This window comes from Olleya sp. 1-3, assembly GCF_002836085.1.
In the GTDB taxonomy this organism is placed as follows: Bacteria; Bacteroidota; Bacteroidia; order Flavobacteriales; family Flavobacteriaceae; genus Olleya; species Olleya namhaensis.
Window position 1 is genome coordinate 45136 of the sequence record NZ_PJBW01000001.1, and the last position, 25810, is coordinate 70945.

18 protein-coding genes and 1 tRNA gene are annotated in these 25810 nt (G+C 33.7%); 10 read left to right on the plus strand and 9 right to left on the minus strand.

What is annotated here, in order from left to right; translation table 11 throughout:
• Window positions 1-50: 50 nt before the first annotated feature.
• Complete coding sequence (locus tag CXF54_RS00180) at window positions 51-1355, minus strand: c-type cytochrome (protein WP_101202237.1); 1305 nt, start codon at window positions 1353-1355, stop codon at window positions 51-53.
• A 212-nt stretch (window positions 1356-1567) separates the two neighbouring features.
• Between CXF54_RS00180 and CXF54_RS00185 the strand changes: the two genes are divergently transcribed.
• Window positions 1568-1966 (plus strand): SPOR domain-containing protein, encoded by a 399-nt coding sequence (locus CXF54_RS00185; RefSeq protein ID WP_101201966.1) that lies wholly within the window; start codon window positions 1568-1570, stop codon window positions 1964-1966.
• 70 nt (window positions 1967-2036) lie between these two features.
• On the opposite strand, the gene infB is transcribed toward CXF54_RS00185, so the two are convergent.
• From infB to rimP, 3 genes are read right to left on the minus strand one after another with little or no spacing between them, the layout of a single operon-like run.
• Window positions 2037-4883, minus strand: a complete 2847-nt coding sequence (gene infB, locus CXF54_RS00190) for a translation initiation factor IF-2 (protein ID WP_101201967.1) — start codon at window positions 4881-4883, stop codon at window positions 2037-2039.
• 41 nt (window positions 4884-4924) lie between these two features.
• On the minus strand, window positions 4925-6157 hold the full coding sequence (nusA, locus tag CXF54_RS00195; protein ID WP_090836409.1) for a transcription termination factor NusA: 1233 nt from the start codon (window positions 6155-6157) through the stop codon (window positions 4925-4927).
• A gap of 13 nt (window positions 6158-6170) precedes the next feature.
• Complete coding sequence (gene rimP, locus CXF54_RS00200; RefSeq protein WP_101201968.1) at window positions 6171-6632, minus strand: ribosome assembly cofactor RimP; 462 nt, start codon at window positions 6630-6632, stop codon at window positions 6171-6173.
• A gap of 161 nt (window positions 6633-6793) precedes the next feature.
• Between rimP and CXF54_RS00205 the strand changes: the two genes are divergently transcribed.
• Complete coding sequence (locus CXF54_RS00205) at window positions 6794-7618, plus strand: universal stress protein (RefSeq protein WP_101201969.1); 825 nt, start codon at window positions 6794-6796, stop codon at window positions 7616-7618.
• A gap of 55 nt (window positions 7619-7673) precedes the next feature.
• Here CXF54_RS00205 and CXF54_RS00210 read toward each other — a convergent pair.
• Window positions 7674-7746: transfer RNA gene (locus CXF54_RS00210), tRNA-Gln, on the minus strand.
• Between the two features lie 151 nt (window positions 7747-7897).
• On the opposite strand from CXF54_RS00210, the gene CXF54_RS00215 reads away from it, so the two are divergent.
• Both CXF54_RS00215 and CXF54_RS00220 read left to right on the plus strand, forming a co-directional pair.
• Window positions 7898-11206, plus strand: coding sequence for a DUF2723 domain-containing protein (locus CXF54_RS00215; RefSeq protein WP_101201970.1), 3309 nt, complete (start codon window positions 7898-7900; stop codon window positions 11204-11206).
• Complete coding sequence (locus tag CXF54_RS00220) at window positions 11207-11833, plus strand: polysaccharide deacetylase family protein (protein WP_101201971.1); 627 nt, start codon at window positions 11207-11209, stop codon at window positions 11831-11833.
• Here the strand turns inward: CXF54_RS00220 and CXF54_RS00225 are convergent.
• The gene (locus CXF54_RS00225; protein ID WP_090836420.1) at window positions 11830-12126 is read right to left on the minus strand and encodes a thioredoxin family protein; all 297 of its coding nucleotides are present in this window, start codon (window positions 12124-12126) and stop codon (window positions 11830-11832) included. The genes CXF54_RS00220 and CXF54_RS00225 overlap by 4 nt on opposite strands.
• Before the next feature lie 53 nt (window positions 12127-12179).
• On the minus strand, window positions 12180-13409 hold the full coding sequence (locus CXF54_RS00230) for a metallophosphoesterase (protein WP_101201972.1): 1230 nt from the start codon (window positions 13407-13409) through the stop codon (window positions 12180-12182).
• Between the two features lie 174 nt (window positions 13410-13583).
• Between CXF54_RS00230 and CXF54_RS00235 the strand changes: the two genes are divergently transcribed.
• The 5 genes from CXF54_RS00235 (at window position 13584) to CXF54_RS00255 (ending at window position 22149) form a co-directional block, all read left to right on the plus strand.
• Complete coding sequence (locus CXF54_RS00235; protein WP_101201973.1) at window positions 13584-15257, plus strand: MFS transporter; 1674 nt, start codon at window positions 13584-13586, stop codon at window positions 15255-15257.
• A 158-nt stretch (window positions 15258-15415) separates the two neighbouring features.
• Window positions 15416-18271: a DNA polymerase I gene (gene polA / locus CXF54_RS00240; protein ID WP_101201974.1), complete on the plus strand. Its 2856-nt coding sequence runs from the start codon at window positions 15416-15418 to the stop codon at window positions 18269-18271.
• A gap of 69 nt (window positions 18272-18340) precedes the next feature.
• Complete coding sequence (locus CXF54_RS00245) at window positions 18341-18628, plus strand: hypothetical protein (RefSeq protein WP_198551030.1); 288 nt, start codon at window positions 18341-18343, stop codon at window positions 18626-18628.
• A 3-nt stretch (window positions 18629-18631) separates the two neighbouring features.
• On the plus strand, window positions 18632-19018 hold the full coding sequence (locus CXF54_RS00250; protein ID WP_101201976.1) for a (deoxy)nucleoside triphosphate pyrophosphohydrolase: 387 nt from the start codon (window positions 18632-18634) through the stop codon (window positions 19016-19018).
• Entirely contained in the window at window positions 19015-22149 is a 3135-nt protein-coding gene (locus CXF54_RS00255; protein WP_101201977.1) for a DUF3427 domain-containing protein, read from the plus strand. The genes CXF54_RS00250 and CXF54_RS00255 overlap by 4 nt, the downstream gene beginning before the upstream one ends.
• Window positions 22150-22155: 6 nt before the next feature.
• Here CXF54_RS00255 and CXF54_RS00260 read toward each other — a convergent pair whose 3' ends face one another.
• On the minus strand, window positions 22156-22959 hold the full coding sequence (locus CXF54_RS00260; protein ID WP_101201978.1) for a hypothetical protein: 804 nt from the start codon (window positions 22957-22959) through the stop codon (window positions 22156-22158).
• Between the two features lie 295 nt (window positions 22960-23254).
• On the opposite strand from CXF54_RS00260, the gene CXF54_RS00265 reads away from it, so the two are divergent.
• Window positions 23255-24751, plus strand: coding sequence for a hypothetical protein (locus CXF54_RS00265; protein WP_157823360.1), 1497 nt, complete (start codon window positions 23255-23257; stop codon window positions 24749-24751).
• Between the two features lie 408 nt (window positions 24752-25159).
• Here CXF54_RS00265 and CXF54_RS00270 read toward each other — a convergent pair whose 3' ends face one another.
• Complete coding sequence (locus CXF54_RS00270; protein ID WP_101201980.1) at window positions 25160-25525, minus strand: endonuclease domain-containing protein; 366 nt, start codon at window positions 25523-25525, stop codon at window positions 25160-25162.
• Window positions 25526-25810: the final 285 nt, after the last annotated feature.

Below are 25810 nucleotides of genomic sequence, written 5' to 3' on the forward strand. Positions count from 1 at the left end.
ATTAATTATTTTCAAGTTTTCCATTGTACTGGAAAAGCGTCATTTTGTTATTAGTAATGACATTTACCACATTCCAATCCTCCCATTTGTGCGGCTGTAAGGTTTTCAACACCGTACTTCTTAGACAATTGTTCGTGGATTTTTGTGTAATATGCGTTATCTTTTACTTTAACGTCAGTCTTTCTGTGACAGTTAATACACCACCCCATTGTTAATGGCGCATGTTGAGAAACTATTTCCATCTCTTCAATAGGACCGTGACACGTTTGACATTCAATACCTCCAACAACAACGTGTTGCGAGTGATTAAAATATGCAAAGTCAGGTAACTTATGAATCTGAATCCATTTTACTGGAGAAGACTTTCCTGTATACTTTTGCTCGGCATCATCCCAACCAACAGCTTTGTACAATTCTTTGATCTCAGCGTTATAATCAACACCATATTCAGCTAAACCTTCCGCTTGCGTTTCAGGAGCAACTTCATAAATAGATTTATGACAGTTCATACATACGTTTAATGATGGAATACCTGAATGCTTACTAACTCTTGCAGAAGAGTGACAGTATTTACAATCGATACCATTATCTCCAGCATGAATTCTGTGTGAATAATGTATAGGTTGTACTGGTTGATATCCTTGATTAACTCCTACTTGCATAAAGAATCCATATACAAAATAAGCACTAGCCAATAATAAACCAATAACAGTTACAAATATTAAAAATTGATTTTGAACAAAAGCTTTCCAAATTGGCGTACGTTTTGTTTCAGTTAAAGCAACCCCTTTTGCATCTGCAAAATTACGAAGCGTTTTATTTACTAAAAACAATGCCCCTGCTAATAAAGCAAACAACACACCTAAAGCTCCTAAAATTAACTTATTTGAAATACCACCTTCTTGAGACGTTGAAGAACCTCCTCCGTCAGTACCACCTGGTACAGGCGCTGGAGCTGGAGCAGCATCCTCTGCAGTGTATGCTAAGATATTATCTATATCCGCATTTGACAACGTAGGAAAAGCACTCATAGCAGCACCATTGTACTCATTATAAATCTTGTTCGCATATGCGTCACCAGACTTAATTAAACCAGCACTGTTTTTTATCCACTTGTAAAACCATTCTCTATCTAAACCTTCTGAGTCAGCCAAACGCGATTCCACTTTACGCAAAGCGGGACCAGTCATTTTTTTGTCAAGCTTGTGACAAGCTATACAGTTAGCATTAAATAATGATTTACCAACAACAGGGTCGCCATCTTGAGCGAAGATTGATGTTGAGAACGTTAGTAAAAAAATTAAGCTTAAACGAAGGTAGTTACTACTTAACTTACGGTGAATCACCTGTTTCATATTATATATTGAATTTACTTCTAGACTTTGGTATGATTTTTTCATTACTGAATACATATTTCAGCTCGAAAAACGTTACGCAAAAGTAATACTTAAAGTCGATTTTTAAAATCTTAAAGAAGTCTTAATTGCTAATTTAGATAAATTCTAAATAATAAAACGCGTCACTTTTAAGTTTAATACTTTTACATTTGCATTAAATCCGTTATAAAATGAAGAAACCAAAAATAAAAGCATACTATCTAACCGCCTTAATTACAATTAGTTTTTGCGCTATTAGCTATGCACAACAAGGGACAATCGTTATTAATGAAGACCCTAATATTGATAAGTTATTAGAAATTAAAAAGGACTTAAATAAAGATGAAAAGAATAGCGATAAGTATAAAATACAGATCTATTCTGGAACTTTAGCACAAGCTGAAAGCGCTAAATCCAAGTTTGATGGTTCCGTTGGACAATGGCGCTCTCAATTAGTATTTGACTCGCCAAACTACAAAATTCAAGTTGGTAACTTTAGATCTAGATTAGAGGCAGACCGCGCGCTTTTAGACGTGCAGAAAAAGTTTTCTGATGCCTTTATATTTAAACCAAAAAAGGAAAAAGAATAATTTATAATACGATACAAAACAAAAAAAAGCGATTCAAATGAATCGCTTTTTTTATATAATAACTTAAGTATTATTTAAGTTTTTTCTTAACTTCTACTTCATGGAACGCTTCAATTACATCACCAACATTAATGTCGTTGTAGTTCTTGATTTGCATACCACAGTCATAACCTTTAGAGACTTCTCTAACATCGTCTTTGAATCGTTTTAACGACTCTAACACTCCTGTGTAAGTTACAACACCATCTCTAATAAGACGTATCTGTGAGTTTCTAAATATCTTACCATTCATTACCATACAACCTGCGATAGTACCAACTTTAGACACTTTAAACATTTCTCTAATTTCAGCCGTACCAGTAATCTCTTCTTTTAACTCTGGAGATAACATACCTTCCATAGCATCCTTAAGATCATTAATAGCGTCATAAATAATAGAATATGTTCTAATATCAACTTCTTCTCTATCTGCAATTGTACGTGCATTTCCAACAGGACGCACATTAAATCCAATAATTATCGCATCTGATGCAGTTGCTAATAACACATCACTTTCTGTAATGGCACCAACACCTTTATGAAGAATATTTACTTGAATTTCTTCAGTAGATAGTTTCTGGAACGAATCTGTTAATGCTTCAACAGAACCATCCACATCCCCTTTAAGGATAATATTTAATTCTTTAAATGTACCTAACGCAATACGACGACCAATCTCAGCCAACGTTAATGTCTTAGTTGTTCTTACATCTTGTTCACGTTGTAATTGTGTACGTTTAGTAGCAATCTGCTTAGCTTCACGCTCATCAGCAAATACATTAAACTTATCACCTGCCTGAGGCGCTCCGTCTAAACCTAATACAGATACTGGTGTAGATGGTCCAGCTTCCTGTACATCATGACCACGCTCATCCTGCATAGCTTTTACTTTACCACTATTCTTACCTGCTAGAACATAATCCCCAACACGTAATGTACCAGCTTGTACTAATACTGTAGATACATAACCTCTACCTTTATCTAAAAAGGCTTCAACTACTGTTCCTATTGCCGGTTTATTTGGATTAGCTTTAAGCTCTAATAATTCAGCTTCAAGTAATACCTTTTCTAATAATTCTTTAACACCTGTACCTACTTTTGCAGAGATATCATGAGACTGGATTTTTCCACCCCAATCTTCTACAAGTAAATTCATTTGTGCTAAACCTTCTTTAATTTTTTCTGGGTTAGCGTGTGGCTTATCAATCTTGTTTATTGCAAACACGATTGGTACACCAGCTGCTTGTGCATGAGATATTGCTTCTTTAGTTTGAGGCATAATATCATCATCCGCTGCTGCTACAATAATAGCAATATCTGTTACTTGAGCACCACGTGCACGCATCGCTGTAAAAGCTTCGTGACCTGGTGTATCTAAGAACGCTATTTTTTGACCGTTATCCAATTGTACTCCATAGGCACCAATGTGCTGTGTGATACCTCCAGATTCTCCTGCAATTACATTCTCCTTACGGATGTAATCTAATAAAGACGTCTTACCATGATCAACGTGTCCCATTACAGTTACGATTGGTGCACGAGGTTTTAAGTCTTCAGGCTTGTCAATTACATCTTCAATTGAAACTTCAATATCAGCAGTAACAAATTCTGTTTTATATCCAAATTCTTCCGCAACAATAGCAATTGTCTCAGCATCTAAACGCTGATTCATTGTTACCATCATACCTAATGACATACATGCTGAGATAATTTGTGTTACAGGAACATCCATCATCGTTGCAATCTCATTTGCAGTTACAAATTCTGTAACCTTAAGTATTTTGCTTTCTGCTGCTTCAATTTGTTGATCAATTTCTGATTGCTCTCTATGTTGATCTCTTTTCTCTCTTCTATACTTTGCTCCTTTTCCTTTTGAAGATTTACCTTGTAATTTCTCTAAGGTCTCACGTACTTGTCTTTGTACTTCTTCTTCACTAGGCTCTGCTTTTACAACAGGGGTTGCTTTACGACCTCCACCAGTTCTTTTTCCTTTAAATCTATCATTACCACCTCTTGATGGTCCTGAGTTAGATCTATTGTTATTATCACCTGGTTTAGATATACGACGACGCTTTCTTTTATTAGCGTTATCATCCTTTTTAGGATCTTCTTTCTTTTTCTTAGGTTTATTAAATTGAGATAAATCAATTTTTTCACCAGCTATTTTTGGTCCAGAAAGTTTAGTATATTTTGTTTTTAAAGTTTCTTCAACAGGCTCTTGAGGTGCTGCGTCTTCTTTAGCTACTTCCTTTGCAGGCGTTGCTTTAGTGTCCGCTTTTACTTCAGCTTTAGCTTCTGTTTTAACTTTAGGGTCTGCTTTGGCTTTTGAATCAACAGACTTAGAGTCCACTTTTGCTTTGTTATCCGTTGTTGCTTTCGCTTCAACTTTAACTTCCACTTTTGGTGTTTCTTTAGCTTCAGGAGCTTTTTCTGACTTAACAGCAGCTTGTTTAGCTTCCGATGTTTTCTCAACTTTCTTAGCCACTTTCTTACCAGTATCTAAATCTATTTTACCAATAGTTTTAGGTCCCTCAAGTGCCTTAGAAGCTTTGATAACTTCTTCGTCTTTTTTGAGCTGAGCAGCTTTAGCCGCCTTAGCAGCATCATCCGCCTTTTGCTTAGCCTCTAGTTCTTTTTCGCGTTTAACACGCAACTCTTCCTTTTCTTTATTCTTTGCTTCATTAACTTCTTGAGACGCCATCTTTTTGTTAGCATCTGTTTGAAATTCATTTGAAAGAATACTGTACGTTTCCTCTGAAATTTTGGTAGTCGGGCGCTTCTCAACCTCTACACCCTTAGAATCCAAAAATTCTACAGCGCGATCAAGAGAGATGTTAAGCTCACGTAATACCTTATTTAATCTAATTGTTTCAGCCATAAATTGCCTTTAACCTAATTTCTTTTTTTCTCAAATATATGTTAATCTTCGAATTCTTCCTTAAGAATTCTAATAACATCTAAAATTGTTTCCTCTTCTAAGTCTGTTCTTTTGACTAGATCTGCCACATCTTGCTCTAAAATACTTTTTGCTGTATCTAGACCTGCTTTACTAAATTCTTTGATAATCCAATCTTCGATTTCATCAGAGAATTCTCTTAATTCTACATCTTCTTCTGCGCCTTCTCTTAAAACGTCAATTTCGTAACCTGTTAATTGACCAGCTAATCTAATATTATGACCACCTCTACCAATTGCCTTACTTACTTCTTCTGGTTTTAAGATTGCTTCTGCACGTTTGTTTTCTTCATCAATTTTGATTGAAGTCACTCTTGCAGGACTTAAAGCTCTTGTTATGTATAATTGTAAGTTAGTTGTATAATTAATAACATCAATGTTTTCATTACCTAACTCACGTACAATACCATGAATACGAGATCCTTTCATCCCAACACATGCTCCAACTGGATCGATTCTATCATCGTAAGAATCTACAGCTACTTTTGCTTTTTCACCAGGAATACGAACAATATTCTTTATAGTAATTAAACCATCAAAAACTTCAGGTATTTCTGACTCAAAAAGTTTTTCTAAAAACTTAGGAGACGTACGAGACATAATGATCGTTGGTTTGTTACCTTTTAGCTCTACGCTATCAATAACACCTTTTACATTATCTCCTTTTCTAAAAAAGTCAGAAGGAATTTGCTTATCTTTTGGTAAAATAATTTCATTTCCTTCGTCATCCAATAATATTACTGCTCTGTGACGTATATGGTGTACTTCTGCAGTATATAAATCTCCAACAAGTTCTTGAAACTGTTTGAAAATATTTGAATTATCATGTTCGTGAATTTTAGAAATCAAGTTTTGACGTAACGCTAATATAGCACGACGACCTAAATCAATTAACTTAACCTCTTGAGACACATCTTCTCCAACTTCAAAATCTGGTTCAATCTTTCTTGCTGCAGTTAAAGATATTTCTTGATTTGGTTCTTCAACCTCACCATCTGCAACCACTACACGATTTCTCCAAATCTCTAAATCTCCTTTATCTGGGTTTATAATAATATCAAAATTATCATCATCTCCAAATTTTTTCTTCAATGCATTTCTAAATACATCTTCCAAAATAGCCATTAAGGTGACACGATCAATTAATTTATCGTCTTTGAACTCTGAAAAAGATTCAATTAACGCTATATTCTCCATAACTCTATTTGAATTAAAATTTTATAATAACTTTTGCTTCTACAACATCTTTGTAGGCAATATTTTCTTTTTTATTCACTGTAACTTTTCCTTTACCTACAGGTTTTGGCTCTCTTGCCTTCCACTCTAACGTAAAGTCGTCATCACTAACTGCTGTTAACGCACCTTCAATATGTTGCGTTGCGGTCTTAACTTCTAATGTGCGTCCGACGTGTCTAGGGTATTGTCTTGGCAATGTCAAAGGTGCAGCTGCACCTGCCGACATAACTTCTAGAGCAAAATCATGTTCCTCTCTATCAATATTATGCTCTATTGCACGACTAACAAATATGCAGTCTTCAACCTTAACCCCTTGATCTCCATCAATAATTATATTGATAGCATTATCTCCAGTAACACTAAAATCTATTAAAAATAAATCTTGGCGCTCCGTTAGGGCTTCTTCTAATAAACTTTTTACTGTATTTATAAACATTTTTAAGTATAAAAAGAGGGGACTTTAGTCCCCTCATTTTTCATTTTCTTCTTACAACGCTGCAAATATACATATTTTTATTGATTTTCATAACTTTTTAAAAGTCATTTTTTATTGCTAACTTTATAATAAGTTCTTTATTAACCAACTATAACCATATTATGAAAAAACTACTCGTACCTACAGATTTTTCTAAAGAAGCAGAAAATGCTGTCCAAGTTGCTGCCCAATTAGCAAGAAAACATGATTGCGAAATCATTCTACTTCATATGTTAGAGCTCCCCTTTAACAATCTTGCCGACACCCCATCAATGTCAGAGCTGCCTGAAGCGGTTTATTTTATGAAACTAGCGCATAAAGAATTTGAAACCTTACTGCAAAAAGACTACCTAAAAGGCCTAACCGTTCATGAAGCTGTTGATTTTAATGAAATAGCAACCGGAATCCTAGAAACCTGTAATAACCATGACATAGACTTAATAGTTATGGGATCACATGGATCTGAAGGCATAAAAGAATTGTTTATTGGTTCTAATACCGAAAAAGTAATACGCACATCAAACACACCTGTATTAGTGATTAAAAACGAACACGCGCATTTTGATATCAAAGAATTTGTATTTGCCTCCGATTTTAAAAACGACAATAAAGAAACTTACCAACAAGCAGTAAAGCTAGCCAATCTATTTGAAGCCAAAATGCATCTTCTTAACGTAAATACACCAAGCAATTTTACAACAACTGCTGCTTCAAAGGTTAGAATGATGGAATTTATTGACAATAATACATTTGACAACTACACGATAAACATCTATAATGATGACACTATTGAGAAAGGCATTCTTAACTTTTCTAAAATAGTAAATGCAGATTTAATTGGAATAAGCACGCACGGAAGACAAGGGATCGCACATTTTTTTAATGGTAGTATAAGCGAAGATTTAGTAAATCATGCTAAAAGACCTGTTATAACCTTTAAAATATAAATTACAAACTGTCTTAAATAGAAAAAAGCTCCCTTTTGAAAGGAAGCTTTTTTTGTTGGCCCACTAGGTCTCGAACCTAGACTCTTCAGTACCAAAAACTGACGTGTTACCAGTTACACCATAGGCCAATCTTGTAATGAGGATGCAAATTTAAAACAATTATTAACTCCCGCAAACTTTTTTTAAAAAAAATTTCAATAAAAACTTAACGTTACCTTAAAAACGGTGTCTGTTTGATAATAATTACTAAATTCGCAACACATAACAAACCGATACTTTATGATGTCTTTCAACTTTAAAAAATGGAACTTAATACTAAGTTGGTTCGCTTTTTTAATTGCTTTAATCACCTACACACTTACCGTAGAGCCTACAGTAAGTTACTGGGATGCTGGAGAATATATATTAACATCTTCCAAACTACAAGTTGGTCACCCACCAGGAGCACCTCTATTTCAAATGCTAGGCGCAGTGTTTTCCGTGTTTGCTTTAGACCCTTCTCAGATCGGTTTTTTAATGAATATGATGAGTGCAGTCTCTAGTGCTTTTGCCATTTTATTTATGTTCTGGACTATTGTATTATTATTAGAAAAAATAGTTGGACAGCCAGAAAAACTTGAAAAAGGACAACAATTTGCTATTTTAGGAAGTGCTTTTGTAGGAAGTTTAGCATTCGCCTTCACAGATTCGTTCTGGTTTAATGCAGTCGAAACTGAAGTTTATGCTATGGCCACTTTAATTATGACCGTAATGTTCTATTTAGGGTTACGTTGGGAAAAGGACATGCACAAACCTAGAGGTAACCGTTGGCTAATTTTAATTGCTTTTGTAGTTGGTCTATCTTTTGGTATTCACTTTATGGGATTATTAACTATTCCAGCTATCGGATTAATTTACTTCTTTAAAAACTATAAGACCGTAACCGTTAAAAACTTTATAATTGCCAATATCGTATCGGTAGCCGTATTATTATTCGTTTTTAAATTAATGTTTCCTAATGTCCTTAGATACTTTAGTGCTTTAGAGTTGTTTTTTGTTAATCAAGTAGGACTTCCTTTTAACTCCGGTTCTATTATTGCGGGTATATTATTGGTTGCAGCCTTTTATTATGGTTTAAAGTACACAAACACTAAAAAATTATATGCTTATAATACAGGTATCCTTTGTTTACTTTTTGTACTTATTGGATCATCTACATGGTTAATGCTACCTATTAGAGCTAACGCTAATGTTGTTATTAACGAAAACAACCCTTCTAGTGCTAGAGAATTATTAGCCTATTACAATTTAGAACAGTATCCAGAAACACATTTGTTTTACGGACCTTTATTTACAGAACAATATACTGGTTTGGATGAAAACAATCCGTACGTAGATGACAAACCTAAATATGAAAAGGACGAAGTCAACGGTACTTATATTATTGTAAACCAATATAAAAATGCAAAACAGAATTACAATTCTGAACAAGCTGCATTTTTACCAAGAATGTGGAGTGGCGAAAATGCAGAAAACTACCTATTATTTACTGGCTATTTAGACTTTAGCATAAAACCCGAATACCAAGGCGAAGCACGTTTAGAAAAATCTATCCTTGATTTTAAAAATGATGTGGCTCAAGGCCGAATAGATTATGAAGATTATAATGACTTTTTAAAGCAATTTGGAACGGTCCTTAATATTGAAAAGCCATCTTTAGCAAGTAATATTCAATATTTATTTGAATACCAATTAGGGTATATGTATTGGCGTTATTTTATGTGGAACTTCTCAGGTCGTCAAGATGACCTGCAAGGACGCTATGACCAACACGGAAACTGGATTAGTGGTATCAAACCAATTGACGAGTGGCATTTAGGGCAGTCTCAAGACAATCTACCTACGGACGTTGCACAAAACAAAGGACGTAACACATACTATTTCTTACCTTTAATTCTAGGACTATTAGGTTTGTTTTTTCTATTTAATAAAGACAAAAAATTATTTTGGGTCACTTTGGTGTTTTTCCTATTTACAGGATTAGCCATTCAAGTGTACACCAATGTTAGACCTTTTGAACCTAGAGAACGTGATTATTCTGTAGTAGGGTCCTTCTATGTCTTTGCGCTTTGGATTGGATTAGGGGTTTACGCTATTTTTGATCTACTTAAAAAACACGTACCGTCAAAAGTACTAGCACCAGCAGTCTCTTTAATATGTCTATTATTAGTACCAACAATATTAGCGTCTCAAAACTGGGATGACCATGATAGATCAGGAAAGTATACTGCTTTAGCTATGGCTAAAAAGTATTTAGATTCTTGTGGCGAAAACGGAATACTATTTACCATTGGAGATAATGACACGTTTGCCTTATGGTACGCGCAAGAAATTGAGAATTATCGTACTGATGTTAGAGTTGTAAACACTAGTTTATTTCAAACCGATTGGTACATCGATCAAATGAAGCGTAAAGCATATAAAAGTGATCCGATACCATCAACATTAACCCATGACAAATACAAACACGGGACTAGAGATTATCTTATAAAACGTATCCGTTCTAAAGACACATTAGACATCCGTACGTTTATGAATTTTGTATCTAGTGAAGATGCTAAAACGAAGCTAAAATATGCGCTTCAACAAGAAGGAGACGCAGGCAGCAACTATCCTGAGCAATACTTAAACTCTAATTACTTCCCTGTGGAAAACATTAGAATTCCTGTGGACAAAAATGCTGCTTTAGCTAGTGGTGTTGTAAAAGCAAAAGATGCTGATTTAATTGAATCTTATTTAGATGTCAATATTTCTAGCAATGCCATTACAAAAAACAGACTATTAATGTTAGACATTGTTGCTACTAATAATTGGGAGCGTCCAATCCATTTTACTGGTGGTGCGTTTAGTGATGAAGACTACATTTGGATGAAAGACTATTTACAGTTAGATGCCATGGTCTACACATTAGTACCTATAAAAACTGCTGTTGCTAGAGCAAATCCATTTGACATGGGACGCTTAGACACGGAGTTTATGTATGACAAAGTTGTTAATTGGGATTGGGGTAATAGTGGTAGCGACAATATTTACCATGATACAGAAACTAGACGTAACTCTATTACATACAGAGGTAATCTAGCGCGTCTAATTCAAGAATTGATTAACGAAGAACAATTAGACAAAGCTGAAGAAATAGCAGATATTGCTATGAAAAACATGCCTGTAGACAAGTATGGTTTTTACACGCTTCTAGAACCTTATATTAGTGCTTACTACGAAGTTGGCAATCAAGAAAAAGCGCGACAATTGTTTAAAGACGTTTCTATTAAGTATCAAGAAAACTTAAAATACTACAGCACTTTAACCAAGGAGAATCAAGACAATAACTTTACAGAAATACTAACAGATATCGAGCGTTATAAAGCCTTAGTTGATGTTTTAGTACAATATGATAGACCGTTTGCTAAAGAAGAGTCTATGACGTTTACAAACTACCTAGAGTTATTTAAACAATACTATGACAGTGCGCCTGAAGTTGAAACAAATCCAATCCGTACGGACAAAGATTTACTACAACAACTAGACACGGTCTTAAAAAGCGAATAAATGCCTGTTTTTCCAGCAAAAACACCAAAATTAATCCAACGCCTTTTTCCAAAATACATTTGGAAAAAGGCGTCTTTGGACAAAACATTATACTTAACGTTTGATGATGGACCAACTCCAGAAATCACACAATGGACATTGGACACCTTAGCACAATATGATGCTAAGGCTACCTTTTTTTGTATTGGAGAAAATGTAACAAAATATCCTGATATTTTTAAGTCTGTTGCCAAAGCAGGTCACGTTATTGGCAACCATACATTTAATCATTTAAAAGGATGGCATACACATACGGACCGCTATATTGATAACACATTAAAAGCACAACAAGTCATTGCACCTAATAGTAATGGACTGTTCCGTCCACCATTTGGAAAAATAAAAGGAAGTCAAGCAAAACAATTACTTAGTAAAGGTTATAAGATTGTTATGTGGAGCGTATTGTCTTATGATTGGGAAGTCAAGGTTACGCAAGAGCAATGTCTTAAAAACGTAATAAAACATGCTACATCTGGAAGTATTGTTGTGTTTCATGACAGTGTAAAAGCATCAAAAAATATGCAATACACATTACCTAAAGTTTTAGATTACTTTAGCAAAAAAGGGTACACCTTTAAATCGCTTTAAACAAATTGCTGTACAATACCAATTAAGGTATTAGCATCTTGCTCTCCGCTTTGGCGCCATTTCATTTCACCATTTTTATAAATAATTAAGGTTGGTAAACCTTTGACACGCAAAGCCTCAGATAGCTCTTGATTTTTCTCAACATCTATCTTAATTACTTTTGCTTTGTCACCAAGTGCTGCTGCTACATCACGTAGCACTGCATGCATGGCTTTAGACGGTTCATTCCACTCTGTAAAAAAATCGAACAGTACAGGAATTTCGACATCTATTAATTCTCCAAATTTTGACATTTGATATCAGTTTAGTTAAAACTTAGTTACTAAAATATAACATTTAGATTTAATTAAGCAATTTGCTTACCTTTTTTAAGTTCTATTACGGTTATTTCTGGCCAAATTCCTACACGTCCAGGGTAGGCTAAATAACCAAAACCTCTGTTAACGTTAATATATTGCCCTTTTTCTTTATAGATTCCTGCCCAATGCTTATAACGCCATTTAATTGGACTCCATTTAATCCAACCCGGGATTTCTATCCCAAACTGCATACCATGTGTATGACCACTTAATGTTAAATGATAATGGTAATCGTGTGCGATAACTTTCTCATCCCAATGTGATGGATCATGAGACATTAATATTTTAAAATCGTCAGCTGTAATATTAGACGATGCTTTATCCAAATCTCCAGACTTCTTAAAACCGCCTTTACCCCAGTTTTCAACACCAATTAAAGCCAAACGTTTCCCTTCTTTTTCGATGTAACGGTTTTCATTTAATAAGATATCAAAACCCATATCTTTTTGGATGGTAATCAATTCGTCTAAATTATCCTTTTTTTCCTTAGCGGAATTCCACTCTACATAATCCCCATAATCATGGTTTCCTAAAACAGAAAACACACCGTCTTTAGCAGACAATTTAGAAAAGGTATCTTTCCAATCATACATTTCTGAAGCTTTGTTATTAACTAAATCTCCAGTAAACAAAATCACATCTCCTTTTTGCTCATTAACCAAATCCACAGCATAATTTATTTTCTCTTTATTATCAAAACTCCCCGCGTGGATATCACTAATATGTGTTAATCGATAACCATCAAAGGTATCTGGTAAATCTTCAAAGTAAAGCGTATAATTTAAAACCTTATAGTTGTAGCGCCCTTTATACATTCCGTAAAGCAAACTAGTAAACGGGATAGCTGCCAAACCTAAGGCCACTTGACTAATAAACTTACGCCTAGATGGTATAGTAAACGTCTCTCTTGTAATAAAAAACCGATCATACAGTCCAATAAATCCACGAATAATATCCTCTCCAATTAGAAGTGGTACAATCACTAAATTTAAAGACAAATAGGCTAACATAAATCCAATAGCATAACCGCGTCCTCCAGAGACTACACGACCGACTCCTGGTGTAGAAAATTGATAAACCGTATTAGCTGCTACTAAAAAAGCAATAGTAAAAAACAGGTAATGTATCCAAGGTGATTTAAACACTGTTTTTATAGCTTGATAGCCGTAAACAGTAAATACAATATATATAATGGCAATAATAAGATAACGAATCATAGTCTAATTTAATCTTCAAAATTAACCCTTTAAAAACTTAAATATCTTATTATATTGTTAAACGTTAACTAGCTAAAAACAATCTATTTACTAGAGCTACCTGATAAATCGATTTTACTTTTTGTTATCCAAATAACATTTATAACTATATTTAGCCTAATTAAAACTAACTAAATGAATAACCAAAACAACAAATCCGCTTTAACCACTTTAGTAACGGTCTTCTTTTTCTGGGGATTTATAGCTGCTTCCAACGGAGTCTTTATTCCGTTTTGTAAAACATATTTTAATATTGATCAATTCCAGTCTCAACTAGTAGATTTTGCTTTTTTTGGAGCTTATTATATTGGTGCGCTATTGTTGTTTATAATATCCAATACTTTAAGAAAAGACATCCTTAATAATTGGGGATATAAAAACGGTATTATTTACGGTTTGCTGTTATCAGCTATTGGCGCCTTTTTTATGTACCCATCAACATCTGGTGCAGAACAAGGTCAAACTAGTGTGTTTTACTTAATTTTAATAGCCTTATTTATTGTTGGCTTAGGGTTTTCGTTACAACAAACTGCTGCAAATCCATTCGCTATTGCTTTAGGTGATCCAAAAACAGGATCGCACAGACTTAATTTAGCAGGAGGAATCAATTCTTTAGGGACTACAATAGGACCAATTGTAGTCAGTTTTATAATTTTTGGATCTACACATTGGTCGACGCAAGAGTTAGCTCAAAAAATTAACGATAACGAGATTACATTAATAACCATCCAGATGTTGTATTTGGGCGTTGGACTGTTGTTTTTATTAGCTGCTGCCCTATTTCATTTTTCAAAAAAACTACCCGCTTTAAAATCAGACACTGCTTTTGAGCCTGCTAATAAAGCTAAAAACTTACTAATTGTATTAACCATAATAATCATGGGTTGTTTTGGATACATTTTTAGTACTTATACAGGAGGAGAAACCGCCTCAGAAAGCTTAGAACACACAAGACTAAAGTTATTAATCATCGCATTAGCTGCTGTGGTAGGTGCTTTACTATTTGCTTATTCAAGTTCTTCAAAAAAACCAGAAGGTTGGGGTGCTATGAAGTACCCACAATTAGTATTGGGGATGCTAGCTATATTTACTTACGTAGGTGTAGAAGTTACGGTTGGAAGTAATTTAGGAGAGCTTCTTAAACGTGCAGTGGGCGACACCAATTTAAACACACTAGGCTTACCAACATTAAACGATGCCCAAATTGCCCCTTTTATCTCATTATATTGGGGTGGATTAATGATTGGTCGTTGGGTAGGTGCCATTACAGTATTTAACCCAAGTAAGGGACTAAAAAAATGGCTACTAATTATCGTGCCTTATGTGGCTTTAGCGGTAGTTCTTTCTGCAAATAGACTTGCCGGAACTATATTTTCTACTAACGAGATATTGTTTTTCGCGATCTGTGTAGCGGTACAAATCGGAGGATTCTTTTTAGCAAAAGACAACGCTGTAAAAACACTTAAAATATTCAGTTTACTTGGTGTATTAGCCATGATTATAGGATTATCATCAACCGGTAATGTCGCTTTATTTGCCTTTTTATCTGGTGGTTTATTCTGTTCTATCATGTGGCCATGCATCTTTACATTAAGTATTGCAGGTTTAGGAAAATACACCTCTCAAGGGTCTGCTTTTTTAATCATGATGATTTTAGGTGGTGCCATCATACCGCCATTACAAGGTAAATTAGCTGATGTTTTTGGCATACAACCATCTTATATAGTAGCTGCTTTATGCTTTGGATATTTACTATTTTATGCCTTCCGCACAAAAAGTGTATTAGACAAACAAGGCGTGACGTATTAACAACTACAATACAACATATTAAAAAAACAAACCTCTTTTTAAAAGGAACAAAAAGCACCGTCTTATTTGTTCCTTTTTTTTATGCTGAGATGTTAATAAATTTTAAAGCAAACCTGCGTTAAGTTTTGTAGTTTTGGTATTCTATCAAAATTCCAATTATGTCAGATAACAAACGTGTATTTCTAGTAGATGCTTTTGCCTTAATTTTTCGTGGCTATTATGCCTTTATAAAAAACCCAAGAATCAATTCTAAAGGCGTCGATACGTCTGCGGTTATGGGATTTATGAATTCACTTTTAGACGTCATTAAACGCGAAAGACCAGATCATTTAGCCGTTTGTTTTGATAAAGGAGGAAGTGCGGACAGAGTCGAAATGTTTGAAGCTTATAAAGCCAATCGTGACGAAACACCTGAAGCCATAAAAATTGCAGTCCCTATTATCCAAGAGATTTTAAAAGCCATGCATATTCCTATTATGGTAAAAGCAGGTTTTGAAGCCGATGATGTTATTGGTACGCTAGCAAAACAAGCCGAAAAAGAAGGTTACCAAACCTTTATGGTCACACCAGATAAGGATTTTGCACAATTAGTAAGCGAAAACATATTTATGTATCGCCCAATGTTTGGTGGCGGATATGAAACTTGGGGAATCCCTGAAGTACAGAAAAAGTTTGAAGTTACAGATCCATTACAAGTCATTGACTTTTTAGGAATGATGGGAGATGCTAGTGATAACATTCCGGGTTTACCTGGGGTTGGAGAAAAAACAGCCAAAAAGTTTTTAGCTGCTTACGGTAGTATGGAAAATCTTTTAGACAACACGCACGAGCTAAAAGGTAAAATGAAAGAAAAGATTGAAGCCAATAAAGAGCTAGGCTTACTATCTAAAAAACTAGCGACTATTATGCTAGATGTACCCGTGACTTTTAATGCTAAAGATTTTGAGTTAGACCAACCGGACATCCCGAAAGTAGTTGAGATTTTTCAAGAGTTAGAATTTAGAAGACTAATAGATAATTTTACAAAAACATTTACTTCCGGAGCAGAAGCAACAGCTATTTCAAACGGCGAACCTTCAGAAAAAAAGGCACTAAAAGTAACACCTAAAGAAGCAGAAAGTGCTGGAGCAGGTCAATTCAATTTGTTTGGAGGCGACCCAAGTTCCGCGACAGCGACAACAACAGACGATAGCTTTGCACGCAAAACAGCCGCAACCAACAGCCACTTTTACCAAAGCGTCGCACCAGGAATGGCAACTACATTATTTATTAAAAACTTAATGAGCCAAACGTCTGTGTGTTTTGATACCGAAACTACAGGTTTAAACCCATTAATAGCAGAATTGGTTGGGATTGCATTTTCATGGGAAACCGGTAAAGGCTTTTACCTACCGTTTCCTGAGGACCAAACGGAAGCACAAGCCATAATCGAAACGTTACGACCATTTTTTGAAGACCAAACCATTCAGAAAATAGGACAGAATTTAAAATACGATATTAAAGTATTAGCCAAATACAACCTACAAGTTAGAGGACCATTATTTGACACTATGTTAGCGCATTATTTAATTAATCCGGACATGCGTCACAATATGGATATTTTGGCAGAAACGTACTTAAACTATACGCCAATTTCTATCACAGAATTGATTGGTAAAAAAGGAAAGAATCAATTATCCATGCGCGATGTTCCGTTGGAGAAACAAACAGAATATGCGGTTGAAGATTCTGATATTACATTACAATTAAAAGAACATTTTGAAAAAGAATTAGGAGAAGCTAACACCAAAAAGTTATTCACAGATATTGAAGTACCATTACTACGCGTATTAGCTGCAATGGAACTGGAAGGTATCAATCTAGATGTAGACTTTTTAAACAGCCTGTCTGAAGATTTAAACAAAGACATAGACACCTTAGTTGCTAAAATTTACGAAGTTGCTGGCGAAGAATTTAATATTGCCTCACCAAAGCAATTAGGAATCATCCTTTTCGAAAAACTAAAACTGGTAGACAAACCTAAAAAGACCAAAACAGGTCAATATAAAACGGGAGAAGATATCTTATCTGCTTTAGCAAAAGAGCACGAGATTATTAGAAACATCTTAGAATACCGTGGATTAGCAAAACTAAAAAGCACGTATGTAGATGCTTTACCACTTCAGGTGGAAGAAGCAACAGGTCGTGTACACACAGACTATATGCAAACCGTTGCTGCTACAGGACGTTTAAGTAGTAACAATCCTAACTTACAGAATATCCCGATACGTACAGAACGTGGACGTCAAGTGCGTAAAGCCTTTATACCACGTAATGACGACTACATTTTATTAGCTGCCGATTATAGCCAAATAGAACTGCGTATTATTGCTGCGTTAAGTGAAGAGGAAACCATGATTGAAGCCTTTAAAAACGGAGAAGATATTCACGCCTCTACCGCTTCTAAAGTTTTTAATGTGCCTTTAGAAGAAGTTACCAGAGACCAACGTAGTAACGCCAAAACCGTAAACTTCGGGATTGTGTATGGTGTGTCTGCTTTTGGATTAAGTAACCAAACCGATTTATCGCGTGGTGAAGCCAAAGAGCTTATTGACACCTATTACGAAACCTACCCAAAGCTTAAAAAATACATGAGCGCTCAAGTCGAGTTTGCGCGTGATAATGGGTATGTAAAAACCGTTTTAGATCGTAGACGTTATCTAAAAGATATTAATAGTGCTAACGCTATTGTGCGCGGTGCTGCAGAGCGTAATGCGGTTAATGCACCAATACAAGGTAGTGCTGCAGATATTATTAAAATTGCCATGATTAACATCTACAACAAACTAGAAGCTGGTAATTATAAAACCAAAATGCTACTACAAGTACATGATGAATTGGTTTTTGATGTCTTTAAACCTGAATTAGAGGAAATGAAAACATTAATTAAAACCGAAATGGAACAAGCCTTTAAAATGGAAGTACCTTTGGATGTGGAATTGGATACTGGTTTGAATTGGTTGGAGGCGCATTAATTTAATAGTTTGGGCGTTACCCGAAAAAGGGTCAGGCTATTCGTTGCAAGTCCTCGTTCGTGCCTCTCTGTGGGCTTTCCACTACTATCCTTAACGCAAATATATATGATGAATAATTTTGAAACTATAAACACAGAATATTTAAGAGCATCTCGAACAATAGAAATTGTAATAGTTTCAAATGAAAATTCAAGAGCACTTTTTTTTATTTATAATTATGAAGGAGTTTCATTTAGAGTGTTTAAAACTCATATTGATTTGATACATTTTTTTCTAAATAAATCAGAAGGTATTATTCATTTTGATAATGAGAATGCAGTTGATGATTTTCTAGCTCAAGTAAAATTAGCAGCATAAAATATGAGAACAATCCATGTTACTTGTGCTATCATTCAATTTGGAGACAAAACTTTAGCTGTCCAAAGAAGTAAAACAATGAAATTACCATTAAAATGGGAATTTGCAGGAGGTAAAATTGAGGAAGGAGAAACAGAAATTGAATGTATTGAAAGAGAAATTTCAGAAGAGTTAAATATTAAAATTGAAGTCAAAGAAAGATTGACTCCTGTTACTCATCAATACCCAAATTTAAAAATAAAATTGATTCCTTTTATTACTGAATATCTATCAGGCGAATTAGAACTAAGAGAACATTGCAACTTTTTACTTGCTGATAAAAATGATTTGATTAATTTAGATTGGGCAGAAGCAGACTTGCCAATTTTAAAAGAATATTTATCATTATGAATCAAGGAATATACGAAGAATTAATAACCCAATTAGTATCTGAAAACTTAGACAAACTTGATAAAAATAAATTCTATTTAAAAAAAACCGTCTTAGATAAAGAAGAAGCTTCAAGTGTTTTATCTAAACATTTAGCAAAAACTTTAAAGCACGCTTTTCAGCTTATAAAAGGTAAAGCAGAGTTACAGATTGAAATCGCTAACAAAATAATTAAATTACTTAAAGACGAATTAAACAAACAAGAGTTTAATGACGACTTAATTAATGTTGAAGGTGAAATTTTAAAAGCAGTATTTTCTAAAACAGATGCTCATTTTTCAAATTTAGATTTAAGACTAAAAGAAATAACTCCATACACAAGACTAACACAAAGCGAATTATTCACAGGAGGTAATGGTGGACTATCATTAGAAAGCGAACTTAAAAAAGAGATTCTCTCTTCAAATGAAATATACTTACTAGTCTCTTTTATAAAGTTTAAAGGAATTATAATTCTTGAAAAAGAATTGAGAGAGTTCACAGAACGTGGCGGGAAACTAAAAGTAATAACAACTACTTATATTGGAGCAACAGATTATAAAGCAATTCAATTACTTTCGAAACTTCCAAACACAGAAGTAAAAATATCTTACAACACTAACAACGAAAGACTACACGCAAAAGCATATCTTTTTTATAGAAACACAGGATTTCACACTGCATATATAGGTTCTTCAAATTTTTCTAGGTCTGCATTAACTGATGGTTTAGAATGGAATTTGAAAGTTACAACGAAAGAAGTCAGTCATATAATCGACAAATTTCAGAAAACATTTGACGCCTATTGGCAAAGTGATGACTTCGAGTTATTTGATGATTCTATTCATAAAGAAAAGCTTCAGGAAGCACTAAAACAAAGTAAGTTTAGTAAACCTTATGCAAATACAGCTACTTTTTTTGACATAAAACCATTTCCTTATCAAAATGAGGTGTTAGAAAAATTAGAAGTAGAAAGAACTGTACATAATAGACATCGCAATCTTGTAGTTGCAGCTACAGGAACTGGAAAAACAGTTATTTCTGCATTCGACTACAAACGTTTCAAACAAAATAATAAATCAGCAAAACTACTTTTCCTTGCTCACAGAAAAGAAATACTTCAAAAATCACTTTCAACGTTTCAAGGTGTTTTACGCAATAACAATATTGGCGAATTATGGGTTGACGGGATGGTTCCTGATAATTTTGAATTTGTATTTGCTTCAGTTCAATCCGTAAATAATCAATTTAAAAATCACAGTTTAACCCCTGAATATTATGACTACATTATTATTGATGAATGTCATCATCAAACTGCAAATAGTTATAGAGAAATAATAAATTATTTCAAACCAAAAATTTTACTTGGTTTAACTGCCACTCCTGAAAGAATGGATGGTGGAGATATTTTAGAGGATTTTGACAATAAAATTGCTGCAGAGATTAGATTACCTGAAGCAATGAATAGAAAGCTACTATGCCCGTTTCAGTACTTCGGAATTACGGACAGTATCGACTTAACTAATGTTAACTGGGTTAGAGGCAAATATGTTGCTAATGAACTAACCAATTTATATACAGAAAGCGACAGAAGAGTTAGAGAAATACTGGATGCGTTAGAAAAGTATACAAAAGACATAAATGATGTTAGAGCTTTAGGTTATTGCGTGTCTATGGAACATGCAAAATTTATGGCTGAAAAATTTACATTGGCAGGCTTAAAAGCAGACTATCTTACAAGTAAAAACAGTAAAGACAGAGATTTTATACGTCAGAAATTAGAAAAAAAAGAAATTAATTATCTATTTGTTGTCGACATGTTTAACGAAGGAATTGACATACCTGAAATAGATACAGTCTTATTTTTAAGACCTACAGAAAGCTTAACAGTATTTCTACAACAGTTAGGAAGAGGATTAAGATTACATGAAGACAAAGACTGTTTAACTGTTTTAGACTTTGTTGGAAATTCAAAACCAGAGTATAATTTTGAAAGTAAATTTAGAGCATTAATAGGTAAAACAAACACAACTGTTTTAAAAGAGGTTGAAGATGATTTTCCTCACCTTCCTCTAGGCTGCTCAATTATATTAGAAAAAAAGACAAAAGAAACAATTCTTAAAAATATATCTGCCGCAACATCTTTAAATAAGAACAAATTAATTCAAAAAATTCAACAATTCCAGCATGATACAAATCTACCTTTAACACTTAGTAATTTTACTGCTTTTTATAATATTTCATTAGAATCAATATACAAAAGGGGGAGTTGGAAACGCCTATGTCAATTAGCGGGGAAAATAGACGATTTTACTTCAGAAAACGAAAAACCAATTGTTTCTACTATTTCTAAAAAATGGTTCTCTACAAACTCTTTAAGTTACTTTATTTTCATTTTAAAAATTGCTAATCAGAATTTTAAAGTAGTACAATCAGAATTAAACACCAATGAAAAAGCTATGCTTTTAATGTTACATTATGATGTTTGGCAAAAAGAAGGTGGTTTTAAATCAATAGAAAAAAGTATAAATCAAATTGGATTAAACACCGTATTAGTTGAAGAAATAAAAGAAGTATTAGAATTATTAATTGAAAAAATAGATTTCAAAGAGCTACCTATTCAACTACCATATCAACAACCATTAAAATTACATGCGCGTTACACTAGAGATCAAATACTTTCGGCCTTTAGATTTAGTGATTTTCATAAAAAATCATCAAATAGAGAAGGGACTGCTTTGAATAAAGATTTAAAAACTGAAATATTGTTTATTAATCTTGTAAAGTCAGAAGAAAACTTTTCTCCGACGACTATGTACGATGATTACGCAGTAAATGAATTATTATTCCATTGGCAAACTCAAAACTCAGCAAGACCAGATAAAGGGAAGGGTTTATCCTACATAAAACATAAAGAGGAAGATAAAAAAATCCTGCTTTTTGTGAGAGAAAAAGCAAAAAATCAATTTGGCAATAGCCTAGGCTATGTATTTATTGGAGAAGGTGATATAAAAGATTATTATGGCTCCAAACCAATGAGTATCAATTGGAAGCTAAGCGAACCTATGCCTAATTATTTATGGAAAGATGCTGCCAAACTCTCTGTTGGTTAAATTTTATTATTTCTTACCCCTAAAATACTCCATACACTTAATTGCTGGATTTGTTTTTCGGTTTTTAAAACTATGCGCAAAACTGCTTACTATTAAAATAATAGCCGCAACTAGCGCTGTATAAGCAACAGTAATATTAGCATCGTTATTGGCAACATAAATAGCAATTAAAGCCCATGCACCAACAAGTGCAAACTCGCGCATGTTTCGTTTCCAGGTCACTGCTATATTTATTATGGTTGCTATTACTATTAATAAAACGGTCCAAAATGTTGGAGACAATCCAAAACCTTCCCAATTATATTTTACTAAAACTGCAGAGACGTTAGCAATACTAGCTACCGTAATCCAACCACTATAAATTACAAAAGGCCACCATAAAAATACAATTACAGAAATTGGAGCATCAAATAATTCCATTTTATTTTTAAGCACTATTTGTAATAACGAGAGTAGTATAATAAAGATAAATATTGAGGATAGTAAGGTGTAACCGTAAATCCAAGTGACAATCCAAGCACAATTAGCAATACAAGAGACTAAAAACCACCAACCTGTTGTTAAAATAAAAGCGTCGTCTCTAACCTTTACAAACAAACTACGTCCTTGATAGACTATAAACCCAATTAAAAACAGATAGATTAATCCCCATATTGAAAACGCATAACCTGCTGGCGTAAATAATGTGTTATAGTCTTTAGAGATTTCGCCAATGGTTGTGTTATTTAATAAACCTGTGTTAGATAAATAGTTCATTACAATTACACAAACAAATGCAACTCCGTTAATTATTTGTAGTCGTTTTTTCATGGTATATTATTTTAAATAGCTTTTAACTTAGAACTCTCTTTTTCCTGATAAATTAAATGTGTCGTAAAGATACATACAACCTCCTAATTTTACTTATTGATATTTTAAAACGCCATATGCACATATAAAATAGGGCTATTATTTTTATTAGCACTCTTTTAATAAAAGTACATCATAACTAATATGTAAATAGCATACCTATTTCTACATTTTAATGACTAAAAGCAATACTTTTAAAACTTCAAATTTTTATAATTTTTATTTCATTAAAAAACAAACCAATTTAAAATTCGCTATGAAAAAACTGTTATTAATTGCCCTACTACTATTTTCTAACCTGATTATAGCTCAATCTACTACCAACCTTAAAGTAAGTGAGAGTGCCGAATATAAAGACAAAGTTAAATCTAATGATATTTTAGCCATATACACGTCTAATACAGGAGAAACCGTTATTGCTAGAAACAGTAAAAAAACCTTGCTTTTTGATGTTTTTGATACCAATCAAGAAAAGATGTTTAATAAAAATGTAGAAGTAAGTAAAAAAGAAACTTATGTTGGTGACTTATATTTTAATAACCAACTAAAGCTTTTTACCGTTTATGCGCCCAATAAAAACGATCGTATTTTATATTGTCATATTCTAGATTTAAAAACCAAAAGCTACAAAAAAGTAACTGTCTTTGAAACAACGGTAGAGAAAAAACAAAGTCTTTTTGGATCTAGCAGACGTCACAATACTAGTTTTGCGATATCGCCAGATGGCAACTATTTTGCTATTGCAACAGACAATATCAAGAAAAACAGAAATGCGTATACAATACATGTTTACGATGCAGAAACGCTTAAACTAGAATTTAAAAAGTCTTACCAAGAAGATGAAACAAACACGTTTACACACAACGATTTATTTATAGAAAATGATAAAACTGTATTTTCTTTAGGTAAATTATTCACCAATGGAAAAAGACAAAAGAAGCTTAATGGTGATGCTAATTACCAATTTATTTTAAATAAAATAACACCGTCTGCTGTGTCTGATATAAAAATCAGCTTAGAAGACGATCATATCCAATCTTTAAGCATCTCTGTAATAGAAAACAAATTACATCTATTAGGTTTTTATTCTGAAAAAAATGTAAATCGTGTAAAAGGGGGTTGCGATTTTATTATTGACACCAATAATCTAACTATTGCAAATCAAAAAAAGAACCTGCTACCAAAGCAAGTATTTGACGATTTATATAGTTACAGAAAAGCGAATAGAAAAAAGAAAAAGCAAAAAGAGTTAAGCAATTTTGAAATTGACTACATCTTAAACGATAGTCAAGGTAACACCTATTTAATTGCAGAAGAATTTTATGTAACACAAACTTATGTACAAACAGGAACTGCTGGTGGGTATTGGCAAACCGTTTTCCATTACGATGACATTTTGATTTTAAAATTTAATACCTCTGGTAACCTTGATTGGGGAAGAAGTATCTTTAAAAGAGCTACTACGCCATCTTACAACGCCTTTTTAAAGAACGACCAATTGCATGTGATACTAAATTCTGGTAAAAACCTTACAGAGAAAAATGATGGTAGAACTAAAGTCTCTAAAGGTTGGTTTGAATCGTCAGCATTATACGATTTTGAATATGCTATAAATGGTGATGTATCTTACAACAAAATACAAGACAATAGAGGTAATGAGTATTACTTACCTTATTTCGGAACGTTTGAAACAGATAAATTTATTATGATGAGTGATGGTCGAAAGAAAAAAACGTTTATGATTTTAGAGTAAAATCTATGATCTAAAATAACCTGCTAAAAAAGGCTACCAAATTGGTAGTCTTTTTTTTTAACAAGTTTTAATGACAGGTGGGTTTTGCGGACACCGAAATGGTTCTCTCTTTGGGACAACTGCCTAATCAACAGTTTTGGTGATAGTTTATTTGACAAGTATAAAATGTATTTTGAATCCTAACACATAATACTCCGCAACATTACTAGTTACGCTTTAGTATGCTCTTTACGGACACCCCTAAAGTCCCCTCTAGGGGACAACCATCTAATCAACAGTTTTGGTGCTACTTTAGTTTGATAAGCATAAAGTTTATGAGGAAGCCTAACACGCAACACTCCGCAACAATGTCCCCTCGAGGGGACCGCAGGGGTGTTCACCCAGCTTTAGTCAGGGCTTGATTTTCAGTCACGCACTCAACTCCTTAACTTTTTCTTCAATAACCAACAACACACTAAACATGTTTTTCTTTACTTCTTCATTAGTAAACCTTAAGAAAGTAACACCATACGCTTCTAATTCGCCTTGTCTTTTAGCATCATATAATACTTTATGATCATGACTAGAGCCATCGATCTCGATAACTAAACCAATTTCGTGACAATAAAAATCTGTTATATAATTCAACATCGGTACCTGTCTATGAAACTGAACACCATAAGCGCGTTGTTTTATATTTTGCCAAAGTAAGACTTCGGTTAATGTGCTATTTTTTCGTAATTGTCTTGCAAACAATTTTAAGTCTGAACGGTATGGGATAATCTTATTTCTCATTGTGTAGAATACTTAAAGTAATTATGAGCTCCAGACATACTTTTGAAGCTTATTTAACTATGAACTAACGAGTTAAAAATATAACATTATTTGGAGATGTGTTTTAAGGACACCCCTAAAGTCCCCTCTAGGGGACAACCATTACCTCAACAGTTTTGACGCTAGTTAAATTGGTGGACATAAAATGTATAACGAAGTTTAGCGCGCATCCCTCCGGCAGAATGTCCCCTCGAGGGGACAACCATCACATCAACAGTTATGGCGCTAGTTTGTTTATTAAGTATA